23 protein-coding genes and 1 other annotated feature are annotated in these 22,644 nt (G+C 36.0%); of the genes, 5 read left to right on the forward strand and 18 right to left on the reverse strand.

Annotated elements, in window-relative coordinates:
• Positions 1-2: 2 nt before the first annotated feature.
• Positions 3-1,292, reverse strand: coding sequence for an extracellular solute-binding protein (locus tag NSQ95_RS09510; protein WP_340883492.1), 1,290 nt, complete (start codon positions 1,290-1,292; stop codon positions 3-5).
• Between the two features lie 314 nt (positions 1,293-1,606).
• On the opposite strand from NSQ95_RS09510, the gene NSQ95_RS09515 reads away from it, so the two are divergent.
• From NSQ95_RS09515 to NSQ95_RS09525, 3 genes are all read left to right on the forward strand, one after another.
• Positions 1,607-3,355, forward strand: a complete 1,749-nt coding sequence (locus NSQ95_RS09515; protein ID WP_342559588.1) for a glycoside hydrolase family 13 protein — start codon at positions 1,607-1,609, stop codon at positions 3,353-3,355.
• Positions 3,356-3,648: 293 nt separating this feature from the next.
• A complete protein-coding gene (locus NSQ95_RS09520; protein WP_340883490.1) occupies positions 3,649-4,539 on the forward strand; it encodes a hypothetical protein in 891 nt (296 codons plus the stop codon).
• A gap of 27 nt (positions 4,540-4,566) precedes the next feature.
• Positions 4,567-4,767 carry a hypothetical protein gene (locus tag NSQ95_RS09525; RefSeq protein ID WP_169359134.1) on the forward strand — a complete coding sequence of 67 codons (201 nt, stop codon included), beginning with the start codon at positions 4,567-4,569 and terminating at the stop codon, positions 4,765-4,767.
• Positions 4,768-4,778: 11 nt separating this feature from the next.
• Here NSQ95_RS09525 and NSQ95_RS09530 read toward each other — a convergent pair whose 3' ends face one another.
• The 5 genes from NSQ95_RS09530 to NSQ95_RS09550 form a co-directional block, all read right to left on the reverse strand.
• Positions 4,779-4,967, reverse strand: a complete 189-nt coding sequence (locus tag NSQ95_RS09530; RefSeq protein WP_169359133.1) for a hypothetical protein — start codon at positions 4,965-4,967, stop codon at positions 4,779-4,781.
• Positions 4,968-5,649: 682 nt separating this feature from the next.
• Positions 5,650-6,606: a tyrosine recombinase XerC gene (locus tag NSQ95_RS09535; RefSeq protein WP_340883488.1), complete on the reverse strand. Its 957-nt coding sequence runs from the start codon at positions 6,604-6,606 to the stop codon at positions 5,650-5,652.
• A 212-nt stretch (positions 6,607-6,818) separates the two neighbouring features.
• Positions 6,819-7,403: a hypothetical protein gene (locus tag NSQ95_RS09540; RefSeq protein WP_342559589.1), complete on the reverse strand. Its 585-nt coding sequence runs from the start codon at positions 7,401-7,403 to the stop codon at positions 6,819-6,821.
• Positions 7,404-7,801: 398 nt separating this feature from the next.
• Complete coding sequence (locus NSQ95_RS09545) at positions 7,802-8,434, reverse strand: hypothetical protein (RefSeq protein WP_342559590.1); 633 nt, start codon at positions 8,432-8,434, stop codon at positions 7,802-7,804.
• 96 nt (positions 8,435-8,530) lie between these two features.
• Positions 8,531-9,430: an aminoglycoside phosphotransferase family protein gene (locus NSQ95_RS09550; RefSeq protein ID WP_342559591.1), complete on the reverse strand. Its 900-nt coding sequence runs from the start codon at positions 9,428-9,430 to the stop codon at positions 8,531-8,533.
• A gap of 182 nt (positions 9,431-9,612) precedes the next feature.
• Here NSQ95_RS09550 and NSQ95_RS09555 point away from each other — a divergent pair, with 182 nt between their 5' ends.
• Positions 9,613-10,092 carry a GNAT family N-acetyltransferase gene (locus NSQ95_RS09555; protein ID WP_342559592.1) on the forward strand — a complete coding sequence of 160 codons (480 nt, stop codon included), beginning with the start codon at positions 9,613-9,615 and terminating at the stop codon, positions 10,090-10,092.
• A gap of 145 nt (positions 10,093-10,237) precedes the next feature.
• Here NSQ95_RS09555 and NSQ95_RS09560 read toward each other — a convergent pair whose 3' ends face one another.
• The 6 genes from NSQ95_RS09560 to NSQ95_RS09585 all read right to left on the reverse strand — a co-directional run bounded on the left by NSQ95_RS09560 (position 10,238) and on the right by NSQ95_RS09585 (position 14,789).
• Complete coding sequence (locus NSQ95_RS09560; RefSeq protein WP_342559593.1) at positions 10,238-11,023, reverse strand: DUF4097 family beta strand repeat-containing protein; 786 nt, start codon at positions 11,021-11,023, stop codon at positions 10,238-10,240.
• 45 nt (positions 11,024-11,068) lie between these two features.
• Positions 11,069-11,488 (reverse strand): DUF5391 family protein, encoded by a 420-nt coding sequence (locus NSQ95_RS09565; protein WP_342559594.1) that lies wholly within the window; start codon positions 11,486-11,488, stop codon positions 11,069-11,071.
• Positions 11,489-11,589: 101 nt separating this feature from the next.
• Positions 11,590-12,183 (reverse strand): lysophospholipid acyltransferase family protein, encoded by a 594-nt coding sequence (locus NSQ95_RS09570; RefSeq protein ID WP_342559595.1) that lies wholly within the window; start codon positions 12,181-12,183, stop codon positions 11,590-11,592.
• 176 nt (positions 12,184-12,359) lie between these two features.
• Positions 12,360-13,247, reverse strand: a complete 888-nt coding sequence (locus NSQ95_RS09575; RefSeq protein WP_342559596.1) for an aminoglycoside phosphotransferase family protein — start codon at positions 13,245-13,247, stop codon at positions 12,360-12,362.
• A 105-nt stretch (positions 13,248-13,352) separates the two neighbouring features.
• Positions 13,353-13,850, reverse strand: coding sequence for a hypothetical protein (locus NSQ95_RS09580; RefSeq protein ID WP_342559597.1), 498 nt, complete (start codon positions 13,848-13,850; stop codon positions 13,353-13,355).
• Positions 13,851-13,919: 69 nt separating this feature from the next.
• The gene (locus tag NSQ95_RS09585; RefSeq protein ID WP_342559598.1) at positions 13,920-14,789 is read right to left on the reverse strand and encodes a GNAT family N-acetyltransferase; all 870 of its coding nucleotides are present in this window, start codon (positions 14,787-14,789) and stop codon (positions 13,920-13,922) included.
• 247 nt (positions 14,790-15,036) lie between these two features.
• Between NSQ95_RS09585 and NSQ95_RS09590 the strand changes: the two genes are divergently transcribed.
• Positions 15,037-15,354 (forward strand): hypothetical protein, encoded by a 318-nt coding sequence (locus tag NSQ95_RS09590; protein ID WP_342559599.1) that lies wholly within the window; start codon positions 15,037-15,039, stop codon positions 15,352-15,354.
• A gap of 348 nt (positions 15,355-15,702) precedes the next feature.
• Here the strand turns inward: NSQ95_RS09590 and trpA are convergent, their stop codons facing one another.
• The 6 genes from trpA to NSQ95_RS09620 all read right to left on the reverse strand — a co-directional run bounded on the left by trpA (position 15,703) and on the right by NSQ95_RS09620 (position 22,545).
• On the reverse strand, positions 15,703-16,491 hold the full coding sequence (gene trpA / locus NSQ95_RS09595; protein ID WP_342559600.1) for a tryptophan synthase subunit alpha: 789 nt from the start codon (positions 16,489-16,491) through the stop codon (positions 15,703-15,705).
• Positions 16,484-17,683 carry a tryptophan synthase subunit beta gene (trpB, locus tag NSQ95_RS09600; RefSeq protein WP_342559601.1) on the reverse strand — a complete coding sequence of 400 codons (1,200 nt, stop codon included), beginning with the start codon at positions 17,681-17,683 and terminating at the stop codon, positions 16,484-16,486. Before trpB ends, trpA begins: the two co-directional genes overlap by 8 nt.
• Complete coding sequence (locus NSQ95_RS09605; protein ID WP_342559602.1) at positions 17,680-18,294, reverse strand: phosphoribosylanthranilate isomerase; 615 nt, start codon at positions 18,292-18,294, stop codon at positions 17,680-17,682. The genes trpB and NSQ95_RS09605 overlap by 4 nt, the downstream gene beginning before the upstream one ends.
• Positions 18,291-19,082 (reverse strand): indole-3-glycerol phosphate synthase TrpC, encoded by a 792-nt coding sequence (gene trpC / locus NSQ95_RS09610; RefSeq protein ID WP_342559603.1) that lies wholly within the window; start codon positions 19,080-19,082, stop codon positions 18,291-18,293. Before trpC ends, NSQ95_RS09605 begins: the two co-directional genes overlap by 4 nt.
• Positions 19,079-20,107: an anthranilate phosphoribosyltransferase gene (gene trpD / locus NSQ95_RS09615; RefSeq protein WP_298467552.1), complete on the reverse strand. Its 1,029-nt coding sequence runs from the start codon at positions 20,105-20,107 to the stop codon at positions 19,079-19,081. The genes trpC and trpD overlap by 4 nt, the downstream gene beginning before the upstream one ends.
• 68 nt (positions 20,108-20,175) lie before the next feature.
• Positions 20,176-20,392: a binding site (T-box leader), on the reverse strand.
• 131 nt (positions 20,393-20,523) lie between these two features.
• Positions 20,524-22,545 carry a right-handed parallel beta-helix repeat-containing protein gene (locus tag NSQ95_RS09620; protein ID WP_342559604.1) on the reverse strand — a complete coding sequence of 674 codons (2,022 nt, stop codon included), beginning with the start codon at positions 22,543-22,545 and terminating at the stop codon, positions 20,524-20,526.
• Positions 22,546-22,644: the final 99 nt, after the last annotated feature.

Consider the following 22,644-nt stretch of genomic DNA (forward strand, 5'->3'; position numbering starts at 1 on the left):
CATCAGTTAGGGTGATTTGTTTCAATATTTGTTTTGATGTTTTTAACTGCATCGTCCATTGCTGCTTGTGGTTGAGCTTTTCCTGTTGCTATAGTTTGTAGTGCTGATGCTGCAGGACCCCATACCTCTGCCATTTCTGGAATGTTCGGCATTGGTACTGCATATTGAGATTGAAGTGCTACTGCTTTTGCCCCTTCGTTGTCTGCAATAATCGGATCGTCGATTAATGTTTTAACTGGAGGTATTTCTTGTGTTGTTTCAAAGCGAATTTTTGCATTTTCTTCATTTGTTAACCACTCTACTAATTTTGTAGACCAATATTTGTGTTCAGTGAATGCAGTTACATGCCATCCTTTAACTCCCATGAACGTTTTCATAGGTTCGCCGTTAGGAAGCTTAGGCATTGCAGAAATACCGATGTCAATTCCAGCATCCTTCATGCTTTGGAAAGACCAAGGACCATTCATAACGGAAGCAATTTTTCCTTCGTTAAATAGTCCATCTCTTGTAGAACCACCGCTTTCCCCAATAATCCCTTTAGGGAAAAGACCTTCTGAATACCATTTTTGGATATAAGAAGCTCCTTCAACTGCTCCCTCGTTATTTAAACCAATATCGTCTCTATCTAGAGCTCCATCATTTTCTTTAAAAACGTATCCGCCCATTCCAGCAATTACACCATGTGCAAAATAGAAGTCATCCCAAGTTGCGATAAATCCAAATTGCTTGCCGTCTGTAAAGCCTTTTGAAAACTCATAAACGTCATCCATCGTTTCTGGTGCTTCTGTCATTAGAGCTTTGTTATAAATAAATACAGGTGTTTCCGTTGCTTTTGGAAGACCATAAAGTTTTCCATCATATTTTTGTGCGTTCACAGAAGATTCACTGAATGTAGATAGTACTTCGTCACTTACTTCAATTTCTTGAAGAAGACCTTCTGTAACTACTTGACCAATTTGGTCATGCGGCAAAGTAACAACGTCGGCACCAGTTCCTGATGGACCATCCATACGAAGCTGGTCGCGCATTTTATCTGCCATACCTAATTCTTTAAATTCTACTTTAATTCCATATTCCTTTTCAAAAGACTCAATTGCAGGTTTTAAGGCTACAGATTTATCTGTATCTTCCCATACAACAAGTTTTTCAGGCTTAGCTGGTTCATCCGTATTGCCACTTTCCTTATCACCTGTATTAGATGATCCTGTGCTTGTTTCTCGATCTGGTCCACATGCTGCTAACAAAGCCATCAATAAAACTAGAATCGATAAGAATGATAGTGTTTTTTTCATTTCTTTTAACCCTCCCAATTGTTTATCTCTATTTCTTAAAGTTGTACAACCGTTTGCACAAATATATAAATGAAAACGCTCACATAAAATTAAATTATGAACATGCTAAGCTACTTATTCTTGTTATTTCTAGTATATTAAGAAAAATAGAATCATAATGTTTCAATAAAATGTTATGAAAGCGATTGCACAACTTATGGTTTTATTATACATTTAAAGTAAGTTTGCACAATACTTTTTTTAATATTTTTAAAAAATATTTTATTTAATAATTTTGAAGTGTAAAGTACTCACTTCTAAAAAGGAGAAATCAAATGGAAAAGTCCGCTGTATTTCATAGACCAGTAGATAACTTAGCTTATTTACTCGATAACAAAACGTTACACATACGATTAAAAACGAAAGCAAATGACCTTCAAGAGGTTTTACTAATTCATGGAGACCCATACATATGGTCAGATGGTGAATGGAAGTATGAAATGGAAAGGATGTACTTAGCTGGCACAGACGGAGTACATGATTATTGGGAGATTAAGATTTTCTCAGAAACAAATAGAATTCGATATGGATTTAAGTTAATTTCTAGTGACGAAGAAGTAATTTATACTGAAAAAGGGTTTTATGCTAATCCCCCTAAAGATTCAGATTACTATTTTTGTTTTCCTTATTTGCACAATACAGACCTTTTTGACGCTCCAGCCTGGGTAAAGGACACAATTTGGTATCAAATTTTCCCGGAGCGCTTTGCTAACGGTGATCCTTCTATAGATCCTCCAACGGCTAAGGCCTGGGGCAGCGAGCCACCCGCTATAAACAATTTCTTTGGTGGGGATTTCGCTGGCGTCATTCAGCATTTAGACTATTTGAGTGATTTAGGTGTAAACGGTATTTACTTCACTCCTGTGTTCAAGGCAAGCTCCAACCATAAATATGATACAATTGATTATTTGGAAATAGACCCACAGTTTGGAGACAAAGAATCGTTGAAGCGACTTGTAAAAGAGTGTCATGAGCGTGGCATTAAAGTGATGTTAGACGCTGTTTTTAATCATAGTGGCTATTACTTCCCACCATTCCAAGATGTTTTAGTTAATGGGGAAAGTTCACGTTATAAGGATTGGTTCCATATTCATAGTTATCCTGTCCGGGGTGGTGAAAGACCGAACTATGAGGCATTTGGTTTTGTCGAGTCTATGCCGAAGCTAAATACTGCCAATCCGGAAGTGAAAAAATATTTAATGGATGTAGGTGCATATTGGATAGAGGAATATGACATCGATGGCTGGAGATTAGATGTGGCAAATGAAGTGGACCATAAATTCTGGCGTGAGTTTAGGGAAACTGTTAAAGCAATTAAGCCTGAAGTATATATTTTAGGTGAAATTTGGCATGACTCTATGCCGTGGCTTCGTGGAGATCAGTTCGATGCAGTAATGAACTATCCGTTCAAAACAAACCTATTTAATCTTTTAGTAAATGAAAGCATTAATTCTACACAATTTGTAGAAAATATAACAAGGGTTTACTATAACTATCCTAAAAATGTTTTTGACTATACATTTAATTTAGTTGGTAGCCATGACACTGCTAGATTATTAACAGAATGCGACGATAATATAGGTAAAGTAAAGCAAATATTTACCCTTCTACTAACTTTCATGGGCACGCCATGTATTTACTACGGAGATGAGATTGGCTTAACTGGTGGTCAGGACCCGGGGTGTAGAAAATGTATGGATTGGGATGAGTCGACACATAATCTTGATTTAAAAAACCATATTAAAGAACTTATTAGTATCCGTAAGCAAGAAAGGCTGCTTGCCAACGAAGGCTCAGTTAGGTTTATCCTTCCTACCACTGATAACGGGATTTTTGGTTATGAAAAGTTCAATGAAAAGTATTCTATTGTTGTGTTATTTAACCCAGAACAATACGAGCAGTCATTGGAGTTGGACATAGCTAGTGAGCAGGTGTTGATGTATAGTGATCCAATGTCTGTCGAGGGTAGTACGCTTACTCTTGGAGGAAATGGTTACGTCATTATTAAATCAAAGCTAACGTGAATTAAGTATATTATGAGGATTTTCCATTAACTATTAATGCACAGCAAAAAGGTCGGATTCCATTCGTTTTGGAATTCGACCTTTTCATTCTGTTAAAATCCTATTTTCATTGGATTATTGAAACAATGTTTTTCAGCATTCCTTCTATTATTCTAGCGTTACTATCATTTTTTGGAGCAACCTTACGTACGATAAAGAGGATTTGGTCATAATTTGGGCTCTGTCACATACAATCAATTGATAGACAAATATACAAAACATGATTTATATATGTATGGAGGTGTAGTCCTTAGATGAGATTCCCAATCCAAGAAAGACGCACTCTATTCCAATGGATAAATATGATAATCCCTTACATTTATACTATTGGGATATTAATCATTGTAGCATGGATGGCCACCTCCTCTCTGCTTATTGGAATTTCTACATGGCAAGAGAACCCCAAGGCATTTTTCCTTCAAAATGTTCAGATTAAAGAAATAGAAGCTGAACAAGTGGTCCAAGAGACTGCTTTTTCGATTATTATAAAACCCTTTGTGCAATCTAATTTTCATCAGGTCATATTTAGAGGCATCTTTTTGCTTTTTATATGGTTTCTGCTTTTTCTGTTGATTCCAGTTGCCTTTAAGAGATTGAAAAGGTTTAAGTTTATGAATTTAGAATTTGAAGTGGACAATATTGAGCAGGCGGCTATTGAAACTGTGGAAATTAGTGGAACAAAGGCAAAGCTCATGGCATATTTTACAGGAGACGATGCCTCAGGTAGGACATTAGAATTTTTGTTCAGATCAGCAATCGATTTCAAAGAGGTCTTGGAGTACTTTTTAGAGGAAACACAAATCGGATACAAAAATTATCCAATCCATGGAGCGTTCTCTTTTCAGGTCTATACAAGAGATACCCCAGAAAAGCTGACCGATTTAATAGAGGAATCGAAGGAAACCGGCGAGGCTGTCGTGTTTAATAAGACAGATGAGTTAAATATATGGAAGAAAAATTATTTAGTTTACCATTTCACGTATGATGACCTAGAATTTATAACCGTGATTGAAAGCTTCACCTATTCATTTGATATTATTGACAAATATCTCTTTGAGCTGCTTCATAAAACTATTGCAAAAAATATTGAAAACATCGAGTACATGGTAGCTTTAACTAACTCGGAACAAATGGAAAACCAATAAATATTTATTTCTTAAGGAGTGTTGAGTATGCTAAGTGAAAAGGTTCCTATTTGCACGGAAGATGTGAGGAGTCGGGCAGCAAAAAAGCTAAGTGGATTCAATGCATCCAAAAAAAGCAACAAACATGTTAAGACGGTAGCAATTACGGGAGACCTAGTTAAACCAATCCATGTAAAAAAGACAGAGCCATTAGTGAAGAGAATTACTTATTTTCAAAACAACAGTTAGTACCCACTATTTTAAAGTGGGTACTTTCTATTTTTTTCTTTGAAATGCTTCGAGTGCTTTTCAGCCATTTCCTGCATAATTGGCGATGGTCCAACCAAGTCTGCTGGATGCTTTACGGGTAATTGGTTTAGCTTTATATCACTAACGTTTTTGAACTTCTCGCCCTTTAGTAAACGATTATATATGTCTCGTATTTTCACTTTTTCCCCTCATTTTTTCAATATTCCTTTTGTAGTATATTCGTTCATGGCAAAATGACTTATGCTATCTTTAAAATAAGCGGAAATATTAGTTTACATAATATTATTATTTCAATCTAAAATAATTTGCTCTGTTTCTTCATTTTGTATAGCCACAAATTATGGACATTAAAAAGATGATTTCTGTACAATACGGAAATCATCTTCTCTCTATAACCATTATAAAAACACGAACAATAAAAAGATTATAATAATATTTGTATGTATTTAGGGAAGAAGTAAGTTTTATTTATGCTGAGGAAAGAGGGTTTTTGGGGATGATATTGAAGTGGCCTCTATAACAATTTAGCAGGATTTTAGTATCTTATCAGTTTCAATCCTCCCTACCTCAGTCCTATTTTTCACTACAATTACTATTAATAATCGTTCGTGTTTCATTGGTGTTCTGTTATTTATAAATTAACTCAATTATATGGAAAAAATGTTTCTCGGTACTTTTATTACAGAGCGGTCAGATGGATTGTTCTATATATTAATTCTCAGATTATAATTACTTACCCGTTTTCCGAACTATACTCTACACCAGATTAATGTATCCCCATCAAACTTATTTAAGTTAAAGATCGAGTCGACCACTTCAATTTGTGAATCAATTAGGTTTACATAATAATATTATGTAAACCTAATTGATTTGATTGAATGGATTGCTCTCTAAAACTTGTTGTATTTCTTTGTCTTCCACATGCGTATAGATTTGAGTCGTGGAAACGCTCGTATGACCTAAAATATGCTGTAGACTTCTTATGTCTGCTCCATGCTTGTACATAATAGTTGCAGCTGAATGCCGTAGCTTATGTGGAGTTATTTTATCATTTTTAAGTCCAGAGTTTACGTTGATCTGCTTCACTATTTTAGCAACGGTTTGTCTTGTTAGACGTGTTCCTTTTTGAGATAAAAATAAAGCATTATTGTCTTTTGCCCTTTGTATAGTTGGTCTTTCCTTCTCAAAATACATTTGAATAGAATTTATACAGGCGTTATTTAAGTATACCGTACGTTCCTTGTTACCTTTACCGACGATTCGAAGGGTTCGATCATGTATCGAATTAAGATCTAAGCTACATAACTCAGAGACACGAAGTCCTAAATTCAAAAACAGCATAATCATGCAGTAGTTTCTATAGTAATGATTGTTCCGCTTTATACCTGCTATAAATTGTTCTGCCTCTACCTGATTCATGTAAATAGGAGACTTTTTCCCGATTTTAGGGCTTTCCAACTCATCTGCAGGATTATCCTCCAATAATTTTCGTTTCCCCTTTAAATATTTGAAAAAAGATTTCAGTGTTGCAACCTTTCTCGCTCTAGTTGCTGCACTATTATTTCTCTGTACCTCACAAAATTCAATAAACATATAAAGATCTTCTAATGTGACTTCTCTTATTCGATCTATTTTAATATCTTTTATATTTACTTCTTCTATTTTGTTTGCTGGAATGTCCTCGTCCATAGATTTTATAAAACGTAAGAACAGACTGATATCATATTCGTACTCTTTTCTAGTTCGAGGAGATTTCCCTTTAATAGTTGTCAAATATACTAAAAAATCCTTTAATAATCTCGGAATTTCTTGTTGCATTTCGCTCACCTCATAACATCCATTTTATCACAAAATAAGGTTCCCAAATATGAATTTGGGAACCTTATTAAAATTCTTTTTTAAAAATAACTTAAAGTGGAATTTATGTTATTATTTCGGGCGCGTGAGATTGCCTCTGAGAGCGTTTTAAATTATTATTTCCGTATAGTTACCTATTAAGAATCTCTAAATTGAAAATTACTTTTACTATCTTATATGCGTTGGAGATACTCTTTTATAGATTCAAAATCCTTCGAAATGTATTCAGCGTTTTGTAAAGTTTGTACAAACCATGTTCTGATTTGAAAGGTATCTTCTAGTAGTTGCTCTGTTCCATCCGTTTCTTTTTGGACAACAGAATTCACAACCGCTACCCGATTTCTGTAATAAAGTATATGCTGCATAAAGCGATCTTTAACCTCTGGGTTAAATAAATCTCCCATTTTAATGATGCCATTATTTATATGCTCCTCCGCATAAATACTGGAGGCAGTAACCGCTATCTCTTCTTTAAAGGTTTTGCTTTCTATAATTTCCTTTTTATGCTCTTCACATAATTTTTCCGTAATATCCGCTATCTCTAGTAAAAACACTCTGTTCGGTTCATCCAACATTTTCTTACTATTAAAATCCTCTGCTATTTCTAAGACCCGCTTTAACTCCTGAGTGATTGTATCCATTTTTTCTATATTAAACGAATTATTATTAAGCAGTCCTTTTGTTTTTTCATAAACATAAAGCCTTTGTAGATAACCGTTTAGTAATACTAAACCGTTATATTGTGTAGCAGCTTTCATGAAGTGCACCCCTTTTCTATATTTATTAGTCGGTTCCCCTTATAAGAACCTTATAAACGGTTATCTTCCAAAAATTAGATTACGGTACCAATTTCAACATTCTAACGCAAAATAAATAGAAAAATTTAATATATATCTGTCTTCTAAAAAAGGAAGTTAGATTAATTATTTCTCATATATTTTGGTTAAAAGAAGAGTGCTATTAATGTAAATGAGATTAAAAGATAAAAGGCATTTAAATGTTTTGAAAATTTTTAAGGCTATGTTAAAGGTAAAGGCCGATTTAAAATACACATAAAAAATGAGCTAGGATATTTCTCCTGGCTCATTTTACTTTAATGCTCTACGAACGCACCTGTTACTTTAAGTACAATTCATTTAAAACTACTCTTGAAGAATTAAACCTTCACTTTGAATAATACTTCTTTTGTTTCAAAATTTAAAATTCTTGACCGTACATCGTTCTCTGAGATAAATACAACTGAACCATCTTTGTCAATACAATAGGCAATTGGTATAGAAATACCAGTATCTTCAAATGAGCCATCAGCGTGGCTAGTCCCAATAATCATTGTTTTATATTTTATTGCGATTTTTGTTGCTTCTGCAATCCATTCTTCGAACTGTCCTTTGCTAAACATCCCTACACCAATTGGATGTACAATTAAGTCTACGTCATTATATTCATCCCCCTTAATCCCTTGTACTATTAACTCATCGCAAAGAATATTACCAATTTTAAATCCCTCTACTACTGCGAAAGATGTTGTACTATACTTTACTCTATCTAAAATTATCTCACCCATACGATTTATTACTATAACTCTGTCTTTTGGTCTTTCTTGTAGCCTTCTATGTCCGCCAATTAAGACAGTATTATATCTTTTAGCTAAATCACATGCTTTTCTAATATTTTCATTTAGATACCCCTCTGGAAAAATAACTACATCAATATCAGGATTATTTTTTAGTTCAGCTTTGAGCTGTTCAATATGTTTTTCAAGTTTTGGTTGGATTATTAATAATTTCATTCATACACACCTTCCATACAAAAGAGATTTATGTAACATTTCACAATGCGAAACCAACCCTAGCCTTTAACATAGCCATTTTTAATAACCTTTCAATTACTCATTAAGGAAGCTTCGGAAGTGTTTAGTGCATATATATGTTAGTTCCCAGTTCGGATCTTTATCTTCAATTGCCCAGCATGCACTTAATGTAGCCATTATAAAGCTAGCTTTAATTAGTTTTTGTTTATCTAACTGTAATAAAGTAGAAATTATATTTATTCTATTATGTAAGATTTCTTTCACATCCTGATTTATTGGGAGGTGATTGACCATAAAGGAAGTAAAGTCAAAATATAAATGTCCAACTACTCCTTTAGGATCAATTACAGTCCAACCATGCTTGTCAGAATAGAGAATGTTTTCGTGATGCAAATCTCCATGCAGTAAAACTATTTCATCACTTTCGTATAGAAAATCATCTACAAGCATTTTAGCTTCTACAACAAATTCCTCCAAAGGATACTCTTTTACATACTCACTCTCTAAATAACGATCAAACGCAGAGAACCATGTAATTATTTGTGTCAACGAAAGTTCGGGATTTAATATTTTAGGAAGATTGCTATATACCTCAGCGTATTGCTCAATTGCCTGCTCCTCTGGCAAACTGTACAGCATATTACCTGGTGAGATTTTTTCAAGTAACATTATTCCGTCCTTGTGGTCAAAACGTAGTATTTTAACGCATCCTATTCCGTTATATGTGATAAGAGTATTAATTTCATTGGAAAAATCCCAATTAGGAACTCCTACTTTTAGGATTGCGGGTGTTCCGTCTTTCTGCATTACATTCAACACATAATTATAAGATAAGTTGTCTACTGGACCATGTATGGATAAGTCCCACTTTTCTCTATATTCTTCTATTATTAGGTGTAAACGATTGAGCCATTGCTTCCCTTCCTCTTGGAAAGCACCTGTTATTTTTTCTACAAATGCATCTGGATATTTCATTTTTTATACACCGACCTTTAGCTTGATATAATTTTATTTCTTTCTTAAATAATTGGATGCCCTTTACCCTTATTATATTCTTTGTTTTTTTATATAGTAAGAAAATTAAATTTTTATATTGTAAAAGTATGGAGCTCTAGTAAAATGAAATAAAATAATTAGTCTATTGAAGGAGAAAGAGTATGAGAATTTTAATAGAACGAGCAGACATATCTGATTTTGATGGGGTAAATATATTGGTAAAAGAAAGACATGAAGAGCATTCCCTTGCATTACCACATATTTTTAGACAGATCGATCAAGTGATGCCTCTTGAATACTTCCGCTCGTTGCTAACAAATCCATCCAGCGACATTTTAGTTGCTAGACAAGCTGATGAGATAGTTGGTTTTGCTGTATTGGAGGTTAAAGCAGCCCCTTTATTTGAATCATTAATTCCAAGAAAATATACATATATCAATGACTTTGGAGTGGCAAGCAAGCACAACAGAAAGGGAATCGGCAAAAAAATATTCCATGCATGCATGGACTGGGCAAAAAGCCATGGATCTACTTCATTGGAACTGAATGTTTGGGAATTCAATAATAGAGCTATTTCTTTTTATGAAAGCTTAGGGATGGAAACAGCAAGTAGGAAGATGACACTAAGTTTAGATGAGTAGAGTCACTATAGAGTAGATTTGAATCAGACTGCAAATTCTGTAAAAAAATTCCTTCTACAAAGCATGGTTCTATACCTTTGAACAATTAAAAAGAATGGACTAGAAGTAGTCCATTCTTGCTCTTCATTTTTCTTCATTTCAACATTTATTTAACAGATATACTGCCTAAATCCGTATCCAGCTCAATTTGATACTTGCCTTTGCCATATGTGATGGTTTTATCAGAGGATCCGTAAATATTAATACCACCGAAATCATTGCTTGCTGTAATGGTTGCGTTTGTAGGCTCCTGATCAGAGTTCACTTCAATGCTACCATTATCCGTGCTTAGGCTAATATGCTGATCTAGTGTTTTTGTATCCAACGTGATGGATCCATTGTCTGAATCTGCCTCGATTTTTCCTTCGACATTTTTCATGAAAACTTTACCGTTATTCGTTTCGGCATAGACATCTTTGCCAATAATGTCTTCTAATTCTACTGAACCATTATCAGATTCAAATATAAGTTGATTTGCCTTAATCTCCTTCCCTTCCACACTGCCATTCGATGTAGACACTATTATTTCTTCATATTCTTTTTCAGGTAAAAAAATGATTAGCTTATTACTACTCGTGTTTATTTCAAATCGAAAATTATTCCACCATTTTTGCTTTAGCTCTACTAATAGAGTATTGTCCTTCACTTTTACCGAAAGATTTTTTCTGTTTTGTTTGGATGAATATTCAACTGACGCATCCGAACTAGACGTAGGTAATACACTAATAGATGCATTATCAGAAGTGACTTCCACATGATCAAACTGCTCAGTTATGGTTGTTACCTTAGCAGCGTCTACTTGATAAAATCCTCTTACATTAAAGGCAATATTAATAACAACTCCAACCAATAAAATGGTTATACAAACGTAGACTATCCTTTTTAAATTCATATACTTTCCCTCCATCCCTTCTATGTCAAAGGGGCTGTTTTTTGATTAAGCATAATCGCTCTGCGTTATTGGCTTGGAAATAAAAGCAAGGTACATCCAAACGCTGTTTACGATCAGCAATAAAATACTAATTCCTATTGCTATAAATAGCTGTATTCCTATCGAATAGATCGCACCAATAATCACAAATGCAATGATTAAAAAGAATATGCTAATTGCACCTAATGCACATGCAACAGCCATAATATATTTCATAAAAGAAATACCGACGGAATATAAAAGTAAGGGCACTAGATAGCAAACTAATAAGAATGCTAAACCTAGCCACATGCCCGTTGTTCCAAACTTATTTGAGTTTTCACCAATATCAGCCATTGGAGATAAAGAAGTCACAACTAAGAGGCTACTAAATAAAATTGCGGAAAAAATTGTACAAATAATTAACTTCTTTTTATTGTTTTTCACGAACTCACCACCTTTTTAGACCTTTCCTAAATTATAGTAAATGTAGGAATGACCTAAAATAGACCTAAGGCTTTTGTTTACTAAGCCTTAGGTCTGATTATTTATGGATGTTTAGTTTTTTTGAATTTTTCTGCCAATAATTGTGTCTGGTCATTTAACAGCTCGGTATATAAGGCAAATTCATCTTTGTTTTTTACTTGTATAAAAATGGGTTCCCCAAATATGATGGTAGCTTTTTTCATTTGCTTTAATTCCTTTAAAGTACGAGGTCCCTCATAATAAGCTGGAATAATTGGAGTTTTAGATAGGTTTGCAATCGTCACTGCCCCTCTTTTTAATGGAGCTCCTTCAGAATTGCGTGTTCCACTTGGGAAAATACCTACTACTTCCTTGCTTTTTAATAATTTAACTGGAATTTTAATAGTACTCGGTGAAGGATTGTCACGATCTACTGGAAACGCATTGATTTTACGTAACAGAAAACCGATGATTCTATTATTGAATAGCTCTTTTTTTGCCATAAAATGAATTGGTCTTGGAACTGCAATTCCTAATATAACTATTTCCAGCCACCCTCTATGAGTGCATGTGACAATATACCCCTCTTCTTTTGGCAAACGATCCTGGTGCAATACCTCTACTTTACCAAAAGATCTTACAATAATTTTAGCTATACCTAATACAAACTTATACATATTAACCACCTTGTCATCTACAATTAGTACCTAGTGCCAATTGTAGATGAGTATATAAAAAAATACTAGACATTTTTATATTTACTAGAAGAATAGTTGCTTACTATATGGTCAGGCACTAGCAAAATTCCCTCTCGATATTTAAATGACAGGAGCAGTCTTCTTATACACTTTAGTTATTGATCGGTATACCATTTAGGTATTAAAAGCTGGAAATTATTAAATTGGTCTAACGTAAATCGGGTAAATGCTTGGAACTTTTCTTTTTGTTTGATTGCAACTTGATGTCCCCATACCTCAGCTGAAATTAGATGAACTGCAGCATAAAACCGATGTAACTCCCAAAAGCTAGAAGGTATTTCCCCTTGCTTATGATATCCATCTAATACTCCCTTTGAGTAAAATTTACTAACCTGTACATTAAAATATTCAAGCTTATAAAATTCATTGACTGGATCGGCATATCTAATTTTTTGCATATCGATTAAACCACTAAACTTGTCATCATCAATTAAAATATTACCAGTATGAAAGTCATAATGCTGAATACAGCTTGGTCTTCCTTTTAATAGGTGAATTTGACTGTCTATAAAAGGAAGTATGCAGTTATAATCAGGATTTGCCTCTACTATAGGTAGAAATTGTGGTGTCAATTTTATAATACGCTTTGTCCATACTTCCTCCCAACAAGGAGTATTAGGTCGAGCTGTGATACTATGCATTTTACGGAGTGTTTCTCCAACCTGTATACCTACTTGATATTGAACCTTTTTTGATAGAGTAGGAAGTTTCGTTTCTCCATTTTCGCCTTTTATGTAATCTAAAATTACGTAACTTCTATCCTTTAAAACCCCAACCTCATAGACATATGGGATATGGTGATCTAATTTATGTACTTTATTTGTGAGCTCAGCTTGATTTTTTAATTGTTGAAGATCTGTATTACTGGATAAACGGAGTAAATATTTTTGATCTACACACCATTTCTCGTCCTCTGAATATCCTTCCTCTATTAGTTGGAACGACGAGTAGTTTTGGAGCAAATGTATTTTGTGAAACTCCATAATTAGCACCCTTCCTAAAATTAGTTTAAATAGCAAAGGCACTAACCAAAGCTAGTGCCCCTGCAAAGATTTATTTCTTTCATATTGAATAAATATGTAAGTTACCTATTCAATAAACTCAAGTATTTCCGGTGAAACCGTCATAAAAATTAGGATTTCTGCATTTTCATATGGCCTATTTGCTAAATAATCCTCGATACTGATCATGCTTTCCCAGTATTGTTTTACTAAGGTTTCCTTAGAAGGGAGCCCCTTAGTAAAATAACCTCCCCCTGTTTCTTCTTTCATATAATCGTCCTCTATGTAAGCAAACAAATCACTAGAGATTTCTCTATTAAAAATGAGGATTTTGTTAGTGAAAATAGGAAACTTGAAATAAGGCTTGGAAGGTTCCGTAAATTCTGCTCCTATTGCTTGACCAAAATCAATCCATGTCGGTGCACGTAGTGGTCTATATTTTTCTGTTACTTTAGAAAACAAGCGTCCTCCGTTTGTATAGGAACCTGTTTTTGTAGAAATATTTAAACCATGTTTCAATGCTTGCTTTGGATTGATGTATTCATTACTATCATGCTGGTATCCTACATAATGGTATAATTCCATTTGTTATTCCCCTTTAATTTATGTTCATAATTAGGAAGTTAAATTTATTTACTTTATTAAGTCCCAAGATCACTTCCTATAGGAGACTAGCTCACTTTTTAAATCAAAACCACATGACTTATAAAAACCTAACGCTTCGTCGTTACCAGAACTAACGCTTAAAGTAATTTCCGTAATACTTTCGTAGGAAAATAAGTATTGTAAGGCAGCTTGCAGAAGCTGGGTCCCTACTCCTTGTTTCTGATATTCAGTAGAAACTGCTATATACTCTATTGTCCCATCGTTAAAACTAGGCTCTGCCTCTACATAAACATAACCTTTTATTTTTTTAATTCCGTCTCCTACCACCATTAGTCTATTATGTTTGTCCAACCTACTTAAAATTTCTGAACTATTATAGTAGGTCTCTGGAAAAGTAACAGTGTGAAGGGCTTCAAATGATTCTTTAAAAGAATGGTCGTATTCAACCACTTCTGTACTTTTTGAACAAAAGTTCTCTTTTTTAACTGTTAGGATCAAATGCTGACCGGTTTCCACACCGCCAGTTTCACGAATATATTCTCTTGTACGAAAGTTTTCCTTACCGACAAAGAATCCGAAGGTTTTAATTTCAAAAGGCAGCTTTGAAACCAAGTGTTTCCACATGGCATCTGCTATTTCCTTATATTGCTCTGACTCTAAAACAAATGGTCCCCATACCTCAATGGTTCTCTCTTCCTCATCTATGTCAAAGCCAAGAGCTCCTTTAATTGTCTCTTGCTCAGAGGCTACAGCAAAGGAGTGCTCTAAATCCAAATCAGAAAACTCATGAAGTATTGTATATTTTATTTCCTCCGCGTCTTGTCCACAATAGCCGATATGATACTTTGCTTGATTGTTGAGTGTTTCAAGAAATGCAGAAAGCTTTGTTAAATTTGTTACCTTGTTAATTTCAACCATGTAATTGCCTCTATTCTCGTTATAATATAAATATTCTAATGAAATATGGTACGACCTTCACCTATTATTAGCCTAATACAGTAATTCTATAAATAAGATAGAAATCCTCTTAAATTATAGGACGCTAGTAAAAATTACTGGTAGAATTTTTGAATAAAAGATTTCGCTTAAGGTTCGTGGTTAGAGAAGCGTAACTAATTATGTTAAAATTAGAATAATAAGAAAATTGTAAGGAGGGAGATAAAGTATGAATTACATGTTGGACATGGCGCGTATTTTACTACCTATTATAATAGTAGGTGGAATTGCAGTGTTTGTTATTCTTAGAATGAAATATAAGTATGAAAACGGCACACTTGGTAAAAAGAAAACAAAGAGTAGTCAAAATTTGCTGGATAGTTTGATACCACTTGGAATGATGATTGGATCAGTACTTGCCATCGTTTTAAACATGTTTACCACAGTTTCGCTTCTATCAGCTATTACATGGGGACCGGGATTGGGCTTATTAGCTGGGTATTTAGCTTATGAACAGTACAGTAAAAGTGACAGCTATTCCTATTAAATCGTGATATGTTCACTAAAATAAAAGTTACCTCAAAATAAAGCATGGTTGTTTTCCGTTCCCGCTGCTTTCCGAGGGCACGACTTCAATCTTCTCGTCGCTGCGTTAGCTTATTCCCCAGGAGTCGCCCCTCCGCTCCAAACAACGATAATAGAGGGTTATTTACTAAAAAATAAGTTACCTTTATAAAAGTATAGACGAGAAATCAAGTAGTGGATTTCTCGTCTTTTAATTTTTAGACTAGTTATCTAGTTATGATTCAGTCTCTTTCATATATTTTGGATTAAGCTTAGACTAGCAATCCAATATAATATAGATCGCATTGCCTCATATCTTTAATTTTGTTTTTTAAGAGATTACTTTATTTTTAGAAGCATTTATTAAGCTACTAATTAGCTCTAAATCTTGTTCTCTAAATGCCTCTACAATTGCACTTCCCACGATTACCCCATCAGCCATGCCATTCATTTTTTCTACCTGCTCTGGAGTAGATATCCCAAACCCAACCATCACGGGTAGATTACTCAGCTCTTTAATGGTATGTAGGTACTCATCTAAGTCCTTATTCATTCCTTCCCGTGCACCTGTTATACCATTAACGGTGATCGCATATATAAATCCTTCTCCTGCACGCACTATTTTGGCTATTCGCTCTTTAGGGCTAGTCAGCGAAATGAGCGGTACTATTGCTAGATCTGTTTCTTTTAAGGCATCTCTTAAGACCTCACTTTCCTCATAAGGTAAATCAGGTACAATTATCCCTGCAATGCCTAGACGCTCACAATCCTCTGCAAAATTACTTAGTCCGTAACTTAATAAGGGATTGAAATACGTCATCAGCACCAAAGGAACATCAACCTCTTCATAAAACTCTTCTAGCTTAGCTAGAATGTTCGACAAGGTGGCTCCGTTTTGGAGGGCTCTTTCTCCTGCTTGCTGAATGGTAGGTCCATCTGCCACCGGATCTGAAAATGGTATGCCTAATTCAATAGCAGTGGCACCCGCCGCTTGGAGAAATAGAATTCTATCCTTCAGCTGATCGAGACCGCCATCTCCTGCCATAATATAAGGGATGAAAGCTTTATGTCCATTACGTAAGCAATTAACAATTGCCTGTTCCAGATTCTTTTTAGTCATGATTCATCCCTCCCAATGCATCTCTGACAGTATGAACGTCTTTGTCACCGCGACCAGAAAGACAAATGACGATTGTTTGATCAGGACTCATTTCCTTTGCAAGCTTAGCTGCGTAGTAGATGGCATGTGCACTCTCTAGGGCTGGAATGATTCCTTCTGTCTTCGCAAGTAACTTTAATCCATCTAATGCCTCTAAATCTGTCACGGAAAGATAGTTGACCCTGCCAATGTCATGTAAATAACTATGCTCTGGACCGACCGCAGGATAATCTAAACCGGCGGATATTGAATGAGCCTCCTGTATAAATCCATTATCATCCTGCAGAATGTACATATAGGCTCCATGCAATACACCTTCCTTAGCCCCAGCTATTGCAGCAGCGTGTTTTCCAGTTTCAATTCCCTCTCCTGCTGCCTCCACTCCGTATAAATTTACATCTGTATCGTCTATAAAAGGATGAAACATTCCAATCGCGTTACTTCCTCCCCCGACACAGGCGACGATGGCTTCAGGTAGTTTGCCTTCCTTTTCTAATATTTGTTTTCTAGTTTCTACACCAATTACTCGTTGAAAGTCACGTACTATTCTAGGAAATGGATGTGGTCCAAGAGCAGAACCTAATATATAGTGAGTGTCTTCCACATGTGCGACCCAGTATCTGAGAGCTTCATTCACAGCATCTTTTAAGGTTCCAGATCCTTGATCGACTGATACTACCTTTGCACCTAGCAGCTCCATGCGAAAAACATTTAGCTGCTGTCTACGAACATCTTCTTTACCCATAAAGACGATACACTCTAGATTAAATAATGCACAAACGGTAGCGGTCGCAACTCCATGCTGACCTGCTCCAGTTTCTGCTACAATTTTCTTCTTGCCCATCCGAACGGCCAGGAGCGCTTGCCCGATCGTATTGTTTATCTTGTGGGCACCTGTATGGTTTAAATCCTCGCGCTTCAATAAAATCCTTGCTCCGCCTACTTCCTTTGTGAGACGTTCTGCAAAGTAGAGAGGTGTCTCTCTTCCTACATAATCTTTCAGGTAATAATTTACTTCCTCTATAAAGGTTGAATCCTGAATTGCCAAATCGTATGCCTTTTCTAATTCTATTAGTGCCGTCATTAATGTCTCCGGCACATATTGGCCACCGAAGCGACCATACCTTCCAGCTTTTGTTTGTACCATGCTCATCTCTCCTCATCCTTGACCGTTCGTATGAACTCACGTATCAATTGCTCGTCTTTTCTACCACTTATCTCTACTCCACTCGAAACATCTACCATATAGGGCTTTACTCGATCAATGGCTTCTCTAACATTCGATTTTTTCAACCCACCAGCAAGAATAATCCGGTTGGTAGAGATGCTATGACCCCTTAATAATTGCCAATCAAACGTCATTCCGCTGCCTCCTTTAAAATCTGTACCAGGGGCGTCAAATAACAAGTAATCTGTATCAAACCTTTTTGCTGTCTCCATGTCACTTTTATCTCGGATTGATATCGCTTTAATACATGCAGTTTTAATATCGTTAAAAAAGTCTGGCTCCTCTTCGCCATGTAGCTGTATAACATCTAAAGGAACCTCTAAAATAGCTCGCTCCAGTTCTTCCTGATCCGGATTAACAAAGACTCCTATTTTTAAAACATCTGCTGGAACTATTTTCGCTAGCTCATGCGCCTGGGTTATTGTGATTCTCCTTTTGCTAGGTGCAAAGACAAAGCCTATGGCATCGGCGCCGGCTTCTACTGCTGCAAGCACATGATTTTTCTCCATCAATCCACATATCTTCACCTTAGTCATAGGACAACCACTTCCCGTTCGACCTGTAAGCTACGGATAGACAGCTGCACCTCACCGCTTCTCATTAAGGCTTCTCCTACTAATACTGCGCTGGCACCATAGCCCGCAACTCTTTTGGCATCCTCGGTAGTCCATATACCGCTTTCACTAATTAACACCCGTCTCTCTTGAAATGGAAAATGCTTTGCCAATTCAGCGGTATTAGTTAAATGAACTTCAAATGAATGTAAGTCTCTGTTATTCACTCCAATAAGTTTTGCATCTAATTGAAGTGCTACATCAAGCTCTTGGGCGTTATGAACTTCCACTAGCACCTCTAGACCATTTGACACTGCATATGCATATAAATCTGTTAACTTTTCCTTTGAAAGTGCTGCGACAATGAGAAGAATGACAGACGCACCAGCACTTTTAGCAAAATCTATTTGTATTTCGTGTATGATAAAGTCCTTGCACAAAATCGGTATGTCTACTGTATCTGCTACAGTCATTAAATCTTCAAAACTACCTTGAAAGAAAGGAGTATCGGTTAAAACGGATATGCAGGCAGCCCCGGAATTTTGGTAGAGAAAAGCTTGGTGAGCAGGGTCAACCATGCCTTGAATTAAACCCTTGGAAGGGGATGCTCGTTTAATCTCTGCAATGACTTGGAGCTGCTTGTTCTTATATAAAAGCTCAAAAAGAGAAGATCTTTTAATATCTTTTTTAGATATCGGTAGCTTTTTTTGCATCAACTGATTAACAAAGCTCTCTTTTTCTTTAAGAATTTTTTCGAGAATCGTAGTCATAGTATTACCTCCTGCGCTGCAGAGGAGCTATAGGCGATAACCGCCTCCAATTTATCAAAAGCTTTGCCAGAGAGAATGCTGTCTTTAGCTAGTTTTACACCCTCAGGTATATTATTAACAACTCCATTGGCAAAAAGACCGATACCTGCGTTAAATATAACGCTATCAAAATAAGCATCTTGCTTACCGTTAAGCAAGTTCCGCATTATAATGGCATTTTCCTGAGCAGTTCCTCCTTGTACAGCTGAGGCTGGATATGTGGTTAGGCCGACATCCTCAGGAGAAAGGGTGAAAGGAATCAAGTCCCCCTTTTCTACTAACACGAAAGAATTACTGCCTGCTAGGGAAGCCTCATCCATACCTCCTGTCCCGCAAACTACAATTGCTCGTTCTCTTCCAAGCATATGTAGTACCTTCCCATATTCCATCGTAAAGTCTGGCCGGTTAATGCCGGTGTATTGACTGATGAGTGGAACTGGGTTTGTAAGTGGACCAACGAGATTAAAGATAGTTGGTTTACCTATTTGCTGCCTTACTAGGCCGATTCTTCTTAGTTTCGGATGTACGATTGGTGCATATAAAAATGTAATGCCTTCATTTTTTAATATATTTAAAGAATCTTGTATATCAATCATAGATTCTATTCCCAGTGCCTCTAATACATCTGTACTTCCAGATGCACTGGAGATTTTTCGATTCCCGTGCTTAGCTACCTTTACACCCGCACCTGCCATAACAAACGCTGAGGCCGTACTAATATTAAAGCTATTAGATCCGTCACCTCCAGTTCCGCAATTATCCATATAATTACCGGAGGGTACATCTACCTTGACGGCTAAAGATTTTATTACCGTAGCAAGGGCTGCTACTTCGTTTGCCGTTTCTCCTTTTTTAGATAAAGCAATCAAAAATTCCTGTATCAAGTTTAAATCTGTACTTTCCTCAAAAATAATTCTGGAAGCTTCCTTCATTTCCTCGAATGATAAATGCTCATTATTATTCACCTGTTCAATATACTCTCTCATCTAATCTCTCCTCGTCTCATCTCAGCTAAATAAAAAAATCCTCTCCATAGGAATATAAAAATTCCCATGAAGAGGACGATGTTAACCGCGTTGCCACCTCTAGTTGGAGTATATATACTCCCCCTTTGTTCCTTATAACGTAGGAAATACGTCTACCTCTAAAACAAAAATGTTATCAAGGTAGCTCTGATAAGTCCATTCACATCAGTTGCAAATCAGTTCACACCTACCACTGACTCTCTTAATTGCATCACTGATGCTACTTCTCTTATTTAAACAATTTCTCAGCTATACTCATCTCGACTCGTCTGTTCTAATGGCGACATTGCTCTCAATGCCTTCTGCCTTTACCCGAACATAAAAGTTATTGTCTATGTTAATAGGAATACTTTAAATTGTCAAACTATTTTTCTCACCTAAATAATAATTTCAATTTCAAGACCACCATGGGTCATATTTGCAAAAGGTATATGATTAGACTCTTTGTCAGCCTTTATACCAATAATGATACTTTGTTGAGATACTTGATGGGTATAAATATAATTGATGAATTGCTCGGAAGCAATAAGCCCCTTTTCTCCCGTTTGGGAAACCTTCACCATTGGCTGAATACCAGGAGAGGTATTTCGAAGCTTAACCTCTAGTCCTTTTTCATTGCTTTCTATGATTGAAATATAAGATTGTCCGCTTTTAAATTGCACCGCACCATTCCCGTTATTTGCATTGATAGTAAAGAAAATTGATTGACCCTGAAGAGGCTGAAATGCAGCATTTCCTCCAAACAATGTGTTGTGTGCTACTACCCCTGTTGTTTCTGCATCCAAAGGTATTCCTTCTGGACCCATTTTAATCGTATTCCCAACTGCCCCTACGTCCTTACAGTTCCATAATCTTAAGCCGTAAAGAGTCAATGGATTCTGTGTTTTAATCGTGTTACCTAGAACAGAGCCTTCCTCCAAATTTCGAACTAAAATCCCCCCAGCTATTTGTGGATGATTTACATCGATCACGTTATTAGAAATATTACCAGCAAAGTTTGGCTGTGTAGCAATCGAATATCCAACATACATTACATATGGCTCAAAAGTGGTGTTAGCTACGTCTAATTCTTGTGGTGTTCCATGAACGATATTTCCCTCGATAATCAGTCGATCAAATGCCCCAGCAAAAATCACACCTTCTGTACCAAAACAATTCTTTATATGATTATTTGAGATTATCGTATTCATTTCTTGGTTTTCTCTTGATTCTCTTTGTACACCTCCAACATATATCGCTCCAAGTGGATTTTTAGCATATCCGCAATCTTCAATTTTATTATTTGCAACAATGCAGTCTTTCGTAAACTGATCGACATTTGTCCATTTATAGAACACACCACCGACCATGGAGTCCGAGATTAAATTATCAGTTGCGATTAAGCCACCTGCAGCATGTCCATCGATCGCTTTACGTTTATTTCCCCTTAAGGTGCATCCGGTCACTAAAAGGTCGTTTGCCTTAGGAAACATAGTCCCAAGAGCATTTATTCCATAACCCGGGTCGACATACGTATGCAGCTTAGAGGCATTCGGATGCCCTGCTCGATCGCTTATACAATTGATCACTCGTGGTCTCTCCACAGCAGAAAAAACAAAATTACTTGAGTAATTGTCATGGGCATTACATTCTAGGAAAGTAATGTCTTTATTATCCTCGTATTGTAAATCGGTTGGTAAATAGTCTCCCAGATGACCAACTGCAAAACCTGAAAAGTTAAATCCACTGCTCTCACACGACTTAAAAAGAACGTTTTTGCAGCCACGATGCACTAATACTCCGCTGCCGACATTCCCGATGAACCCACCACCAAATATTCCAAAAGGTTTTCCATCATTTCTTGCGCGCTCGCTTGTATCAAAGCTATTATTTTTACGATAGTTCCAAAAACCAGACGTGGGATACCCTCCAGCTTTCGTTCCTTTTTCCCCATATCCTGTTACTGGATCTATGCCTGGGAATTCCCCATACCCTTCAAATGTAATCCCCTCGATTACACAATCCTCACATTGCTGAAGCTCTAAAATTCCTTGGGCATGTGTCCGTGTAAACAACACTGCACCGTAGCCAACTAAATGCACTCTTTTTTTCCCTCTAAGGAGCAGGCATGGCTGGTCATTATTGGGAAAATCCTTTAGTTTGTTGTTTTTTTCTAGCCAATAACGTCCTGGTGGGAGAATTAAAGTGTCTCCATCTCTAGCGTGATCAAAAGCAAGCTGGATTAATTCTTGAATCATTGTCCGTCCGGTTGTGTCGGCCTTAATCGTCTTAGCTGTACCACCATCCATTTCATCTAACATTTCAAAATTACGTGTTATTCCTTGAACGAAATCCTTTGAAAGTTTGTCTTCAATGTTAGTTGGAATATAATATTTTTTCTTGGGTGTATAATTAGTCATTTTTATATCTCCCCTTTTAAATTATTTTTTACAGGCTAATTCCTTAACAATGTTCTTTTCCTTCCCCCCTTTTGTTCTTATAAAACGATTAACCCCCTA

It is taken from the genome of Psychrobacillus sp. FSL W7-1457 (assembly GCF_038593405.1).
GTDB lineage: Bacteria > Bacillota > Bacilli > Bacillales_A > Planococcaceae > Psychrobacillus.

Excerpts from the sequence above, each read along its gene's own strand:
- NSQ95_RS09510 (WP_340883492.1), bottom strand. The coding sequence starts at position 1,292 with ATGAAAAAAACACTATCATTCTTATCGATTCTAGTTTTATTGATGGCT.
- NSQ95_RS09515 (WP_342559588.1), top strand. The coding sequence starts at position 1,607 with ATGGAAAAGTCCGCTGTATTTCATAGACCAGTAGATAACTTAGCTTAT.
- NSQ95_RS09520 (WP_340883490.1), top strand. The coding sequence starts at position 3,649 with ATGAGATTCCCAATCCAAGAAAGACGCACTCTATTCCAATGGATAAAT.
- NSQ95_RS09525 (WP_169359134.1), top strand. The coding sequence starts at position 4,567 with ATGCTAAGTGAAAAGGTTCCTATTTGCACGGAAGATGTGAGGAGTCGG.
- NSQ95_RS09535 (WP_340883488.1), bottom strand. The coding sequence starts at position 6,606 with ATGCAACAAGAAATTCCGAGATTATTAAAGGATTTTTTAGTATATTTG.
- NSQ95_RS09540 (WP_342559589.1), bottom strand. The coding sequence starts at position 7,403 with ATGAAAGCTGCTACACAATATAACGGTTTAGTATTACTAAACGGTTAT.
- NSQ95_RS09545 (WP_342559590.1), bottom strand. The coding sequence starts at position 8,434 with ATGAAATTATTAATAATCCAACCAAAACTTGAAAAACATATTGAACAG.
- NSQ95_RS09550 (WP_342559591.1), bottom strand. The coding sequence starts at position 9,430 with ATGAAATATCCAGATGCATTTGTAGAAAAAATAACAGGTGCTTTCCAA.
- NSQ95_RS09555 (WP_342559592.1), top strand. The coding sequence starts at position 9,613 with ATGAGAATTTTAATAGAACGAGCAGACATATCTGATTTTGATGGGGTA.
- NSQ95_RS09560 (WP_342559593.1), bottom strand. The coding sequence starts at position 11,023 with ATGAATTTAAAAAGGATAGTCTACGTTTGTATAACCATTTTATTGGTT.
- NSQ95_RS09570 (WP_342559595.1), bottom strand. The coding sequence starts at position 12,183 with ATGTATAAGTTTGTATTAGGTATAGCTAAAATTATTGTAAGATCTTTT.
- NSQ95_RS09575 (WP_342559596.1), bottom strand. The coding sequence starts at position 13,247 with ATGGAGTTTCACAAAATACATTTGCTCCAAAACTACTCGTCGTTCCAA.
- NSQ95_RS09580 (WP_342559597.1), bottom strand. The coding sequence starts at position 13,850 with ATGGAATTATACCATTATGTAGGATACCAGCATGATAGTAATGAATAC.
- NSQ95_RS09585 (WP_342559598.1), bottom strand. The coding sequence starts at position 14,789 with ATGGTTGAAATTAACAAGGTAACAAATTTAACAAAGCTTTCTGCATTT.
- NSQ95_RS09590 (WP_342559599.1), top strand. The coding sequence starts at position 15,037 with ATGAATTACATGTTGGACATGGCGCGTATTTTACTACCTATTATAATA.
- trpA (WP_342559600.1), bottom strand. The coding sequence starts at position 16,491 with ATGACTAAAAAGAATCTGGAACAGGCAATTGTTAATTGCTTACGTAAT.
- trpB (WP_342559601.1), bottom strand. The coding sequence starts at position 17,683 with ATGAGCATGGTACAAACAAAAGCTGGAAGGTATGGTCGCTTCGGTGGC.
- NSQ95_RS09605 (WP_342559602.1), bottom strand. The coding sequence starts at position 18,294 with ATGACTAAGGTGAAGATATGTGGATTGATGGAGAAAAATCATGTGCTT.
- trpC (WP_342559603.1), bottom strand. The coding sequence starts at position 19,082 with ATGACTACGATTCTCGAAAAAATTCTTAAAGAAAAAGAGAGCTTTGTT.
- trpD (WP_298467552.1), bottom strand. The coding sequence starts at position 20,107 with ATGAGAGAGTATATTGAACAGGTGAATAATAATGAGCATTTATCATTC.
- NSQ95_RS09620 (WP_342559604.1), bottom strand. The coding sequence starts at position 22,545 with ATGACTAATTATACACCCAAGAAAAAATATTATATTCCAACTAACATT.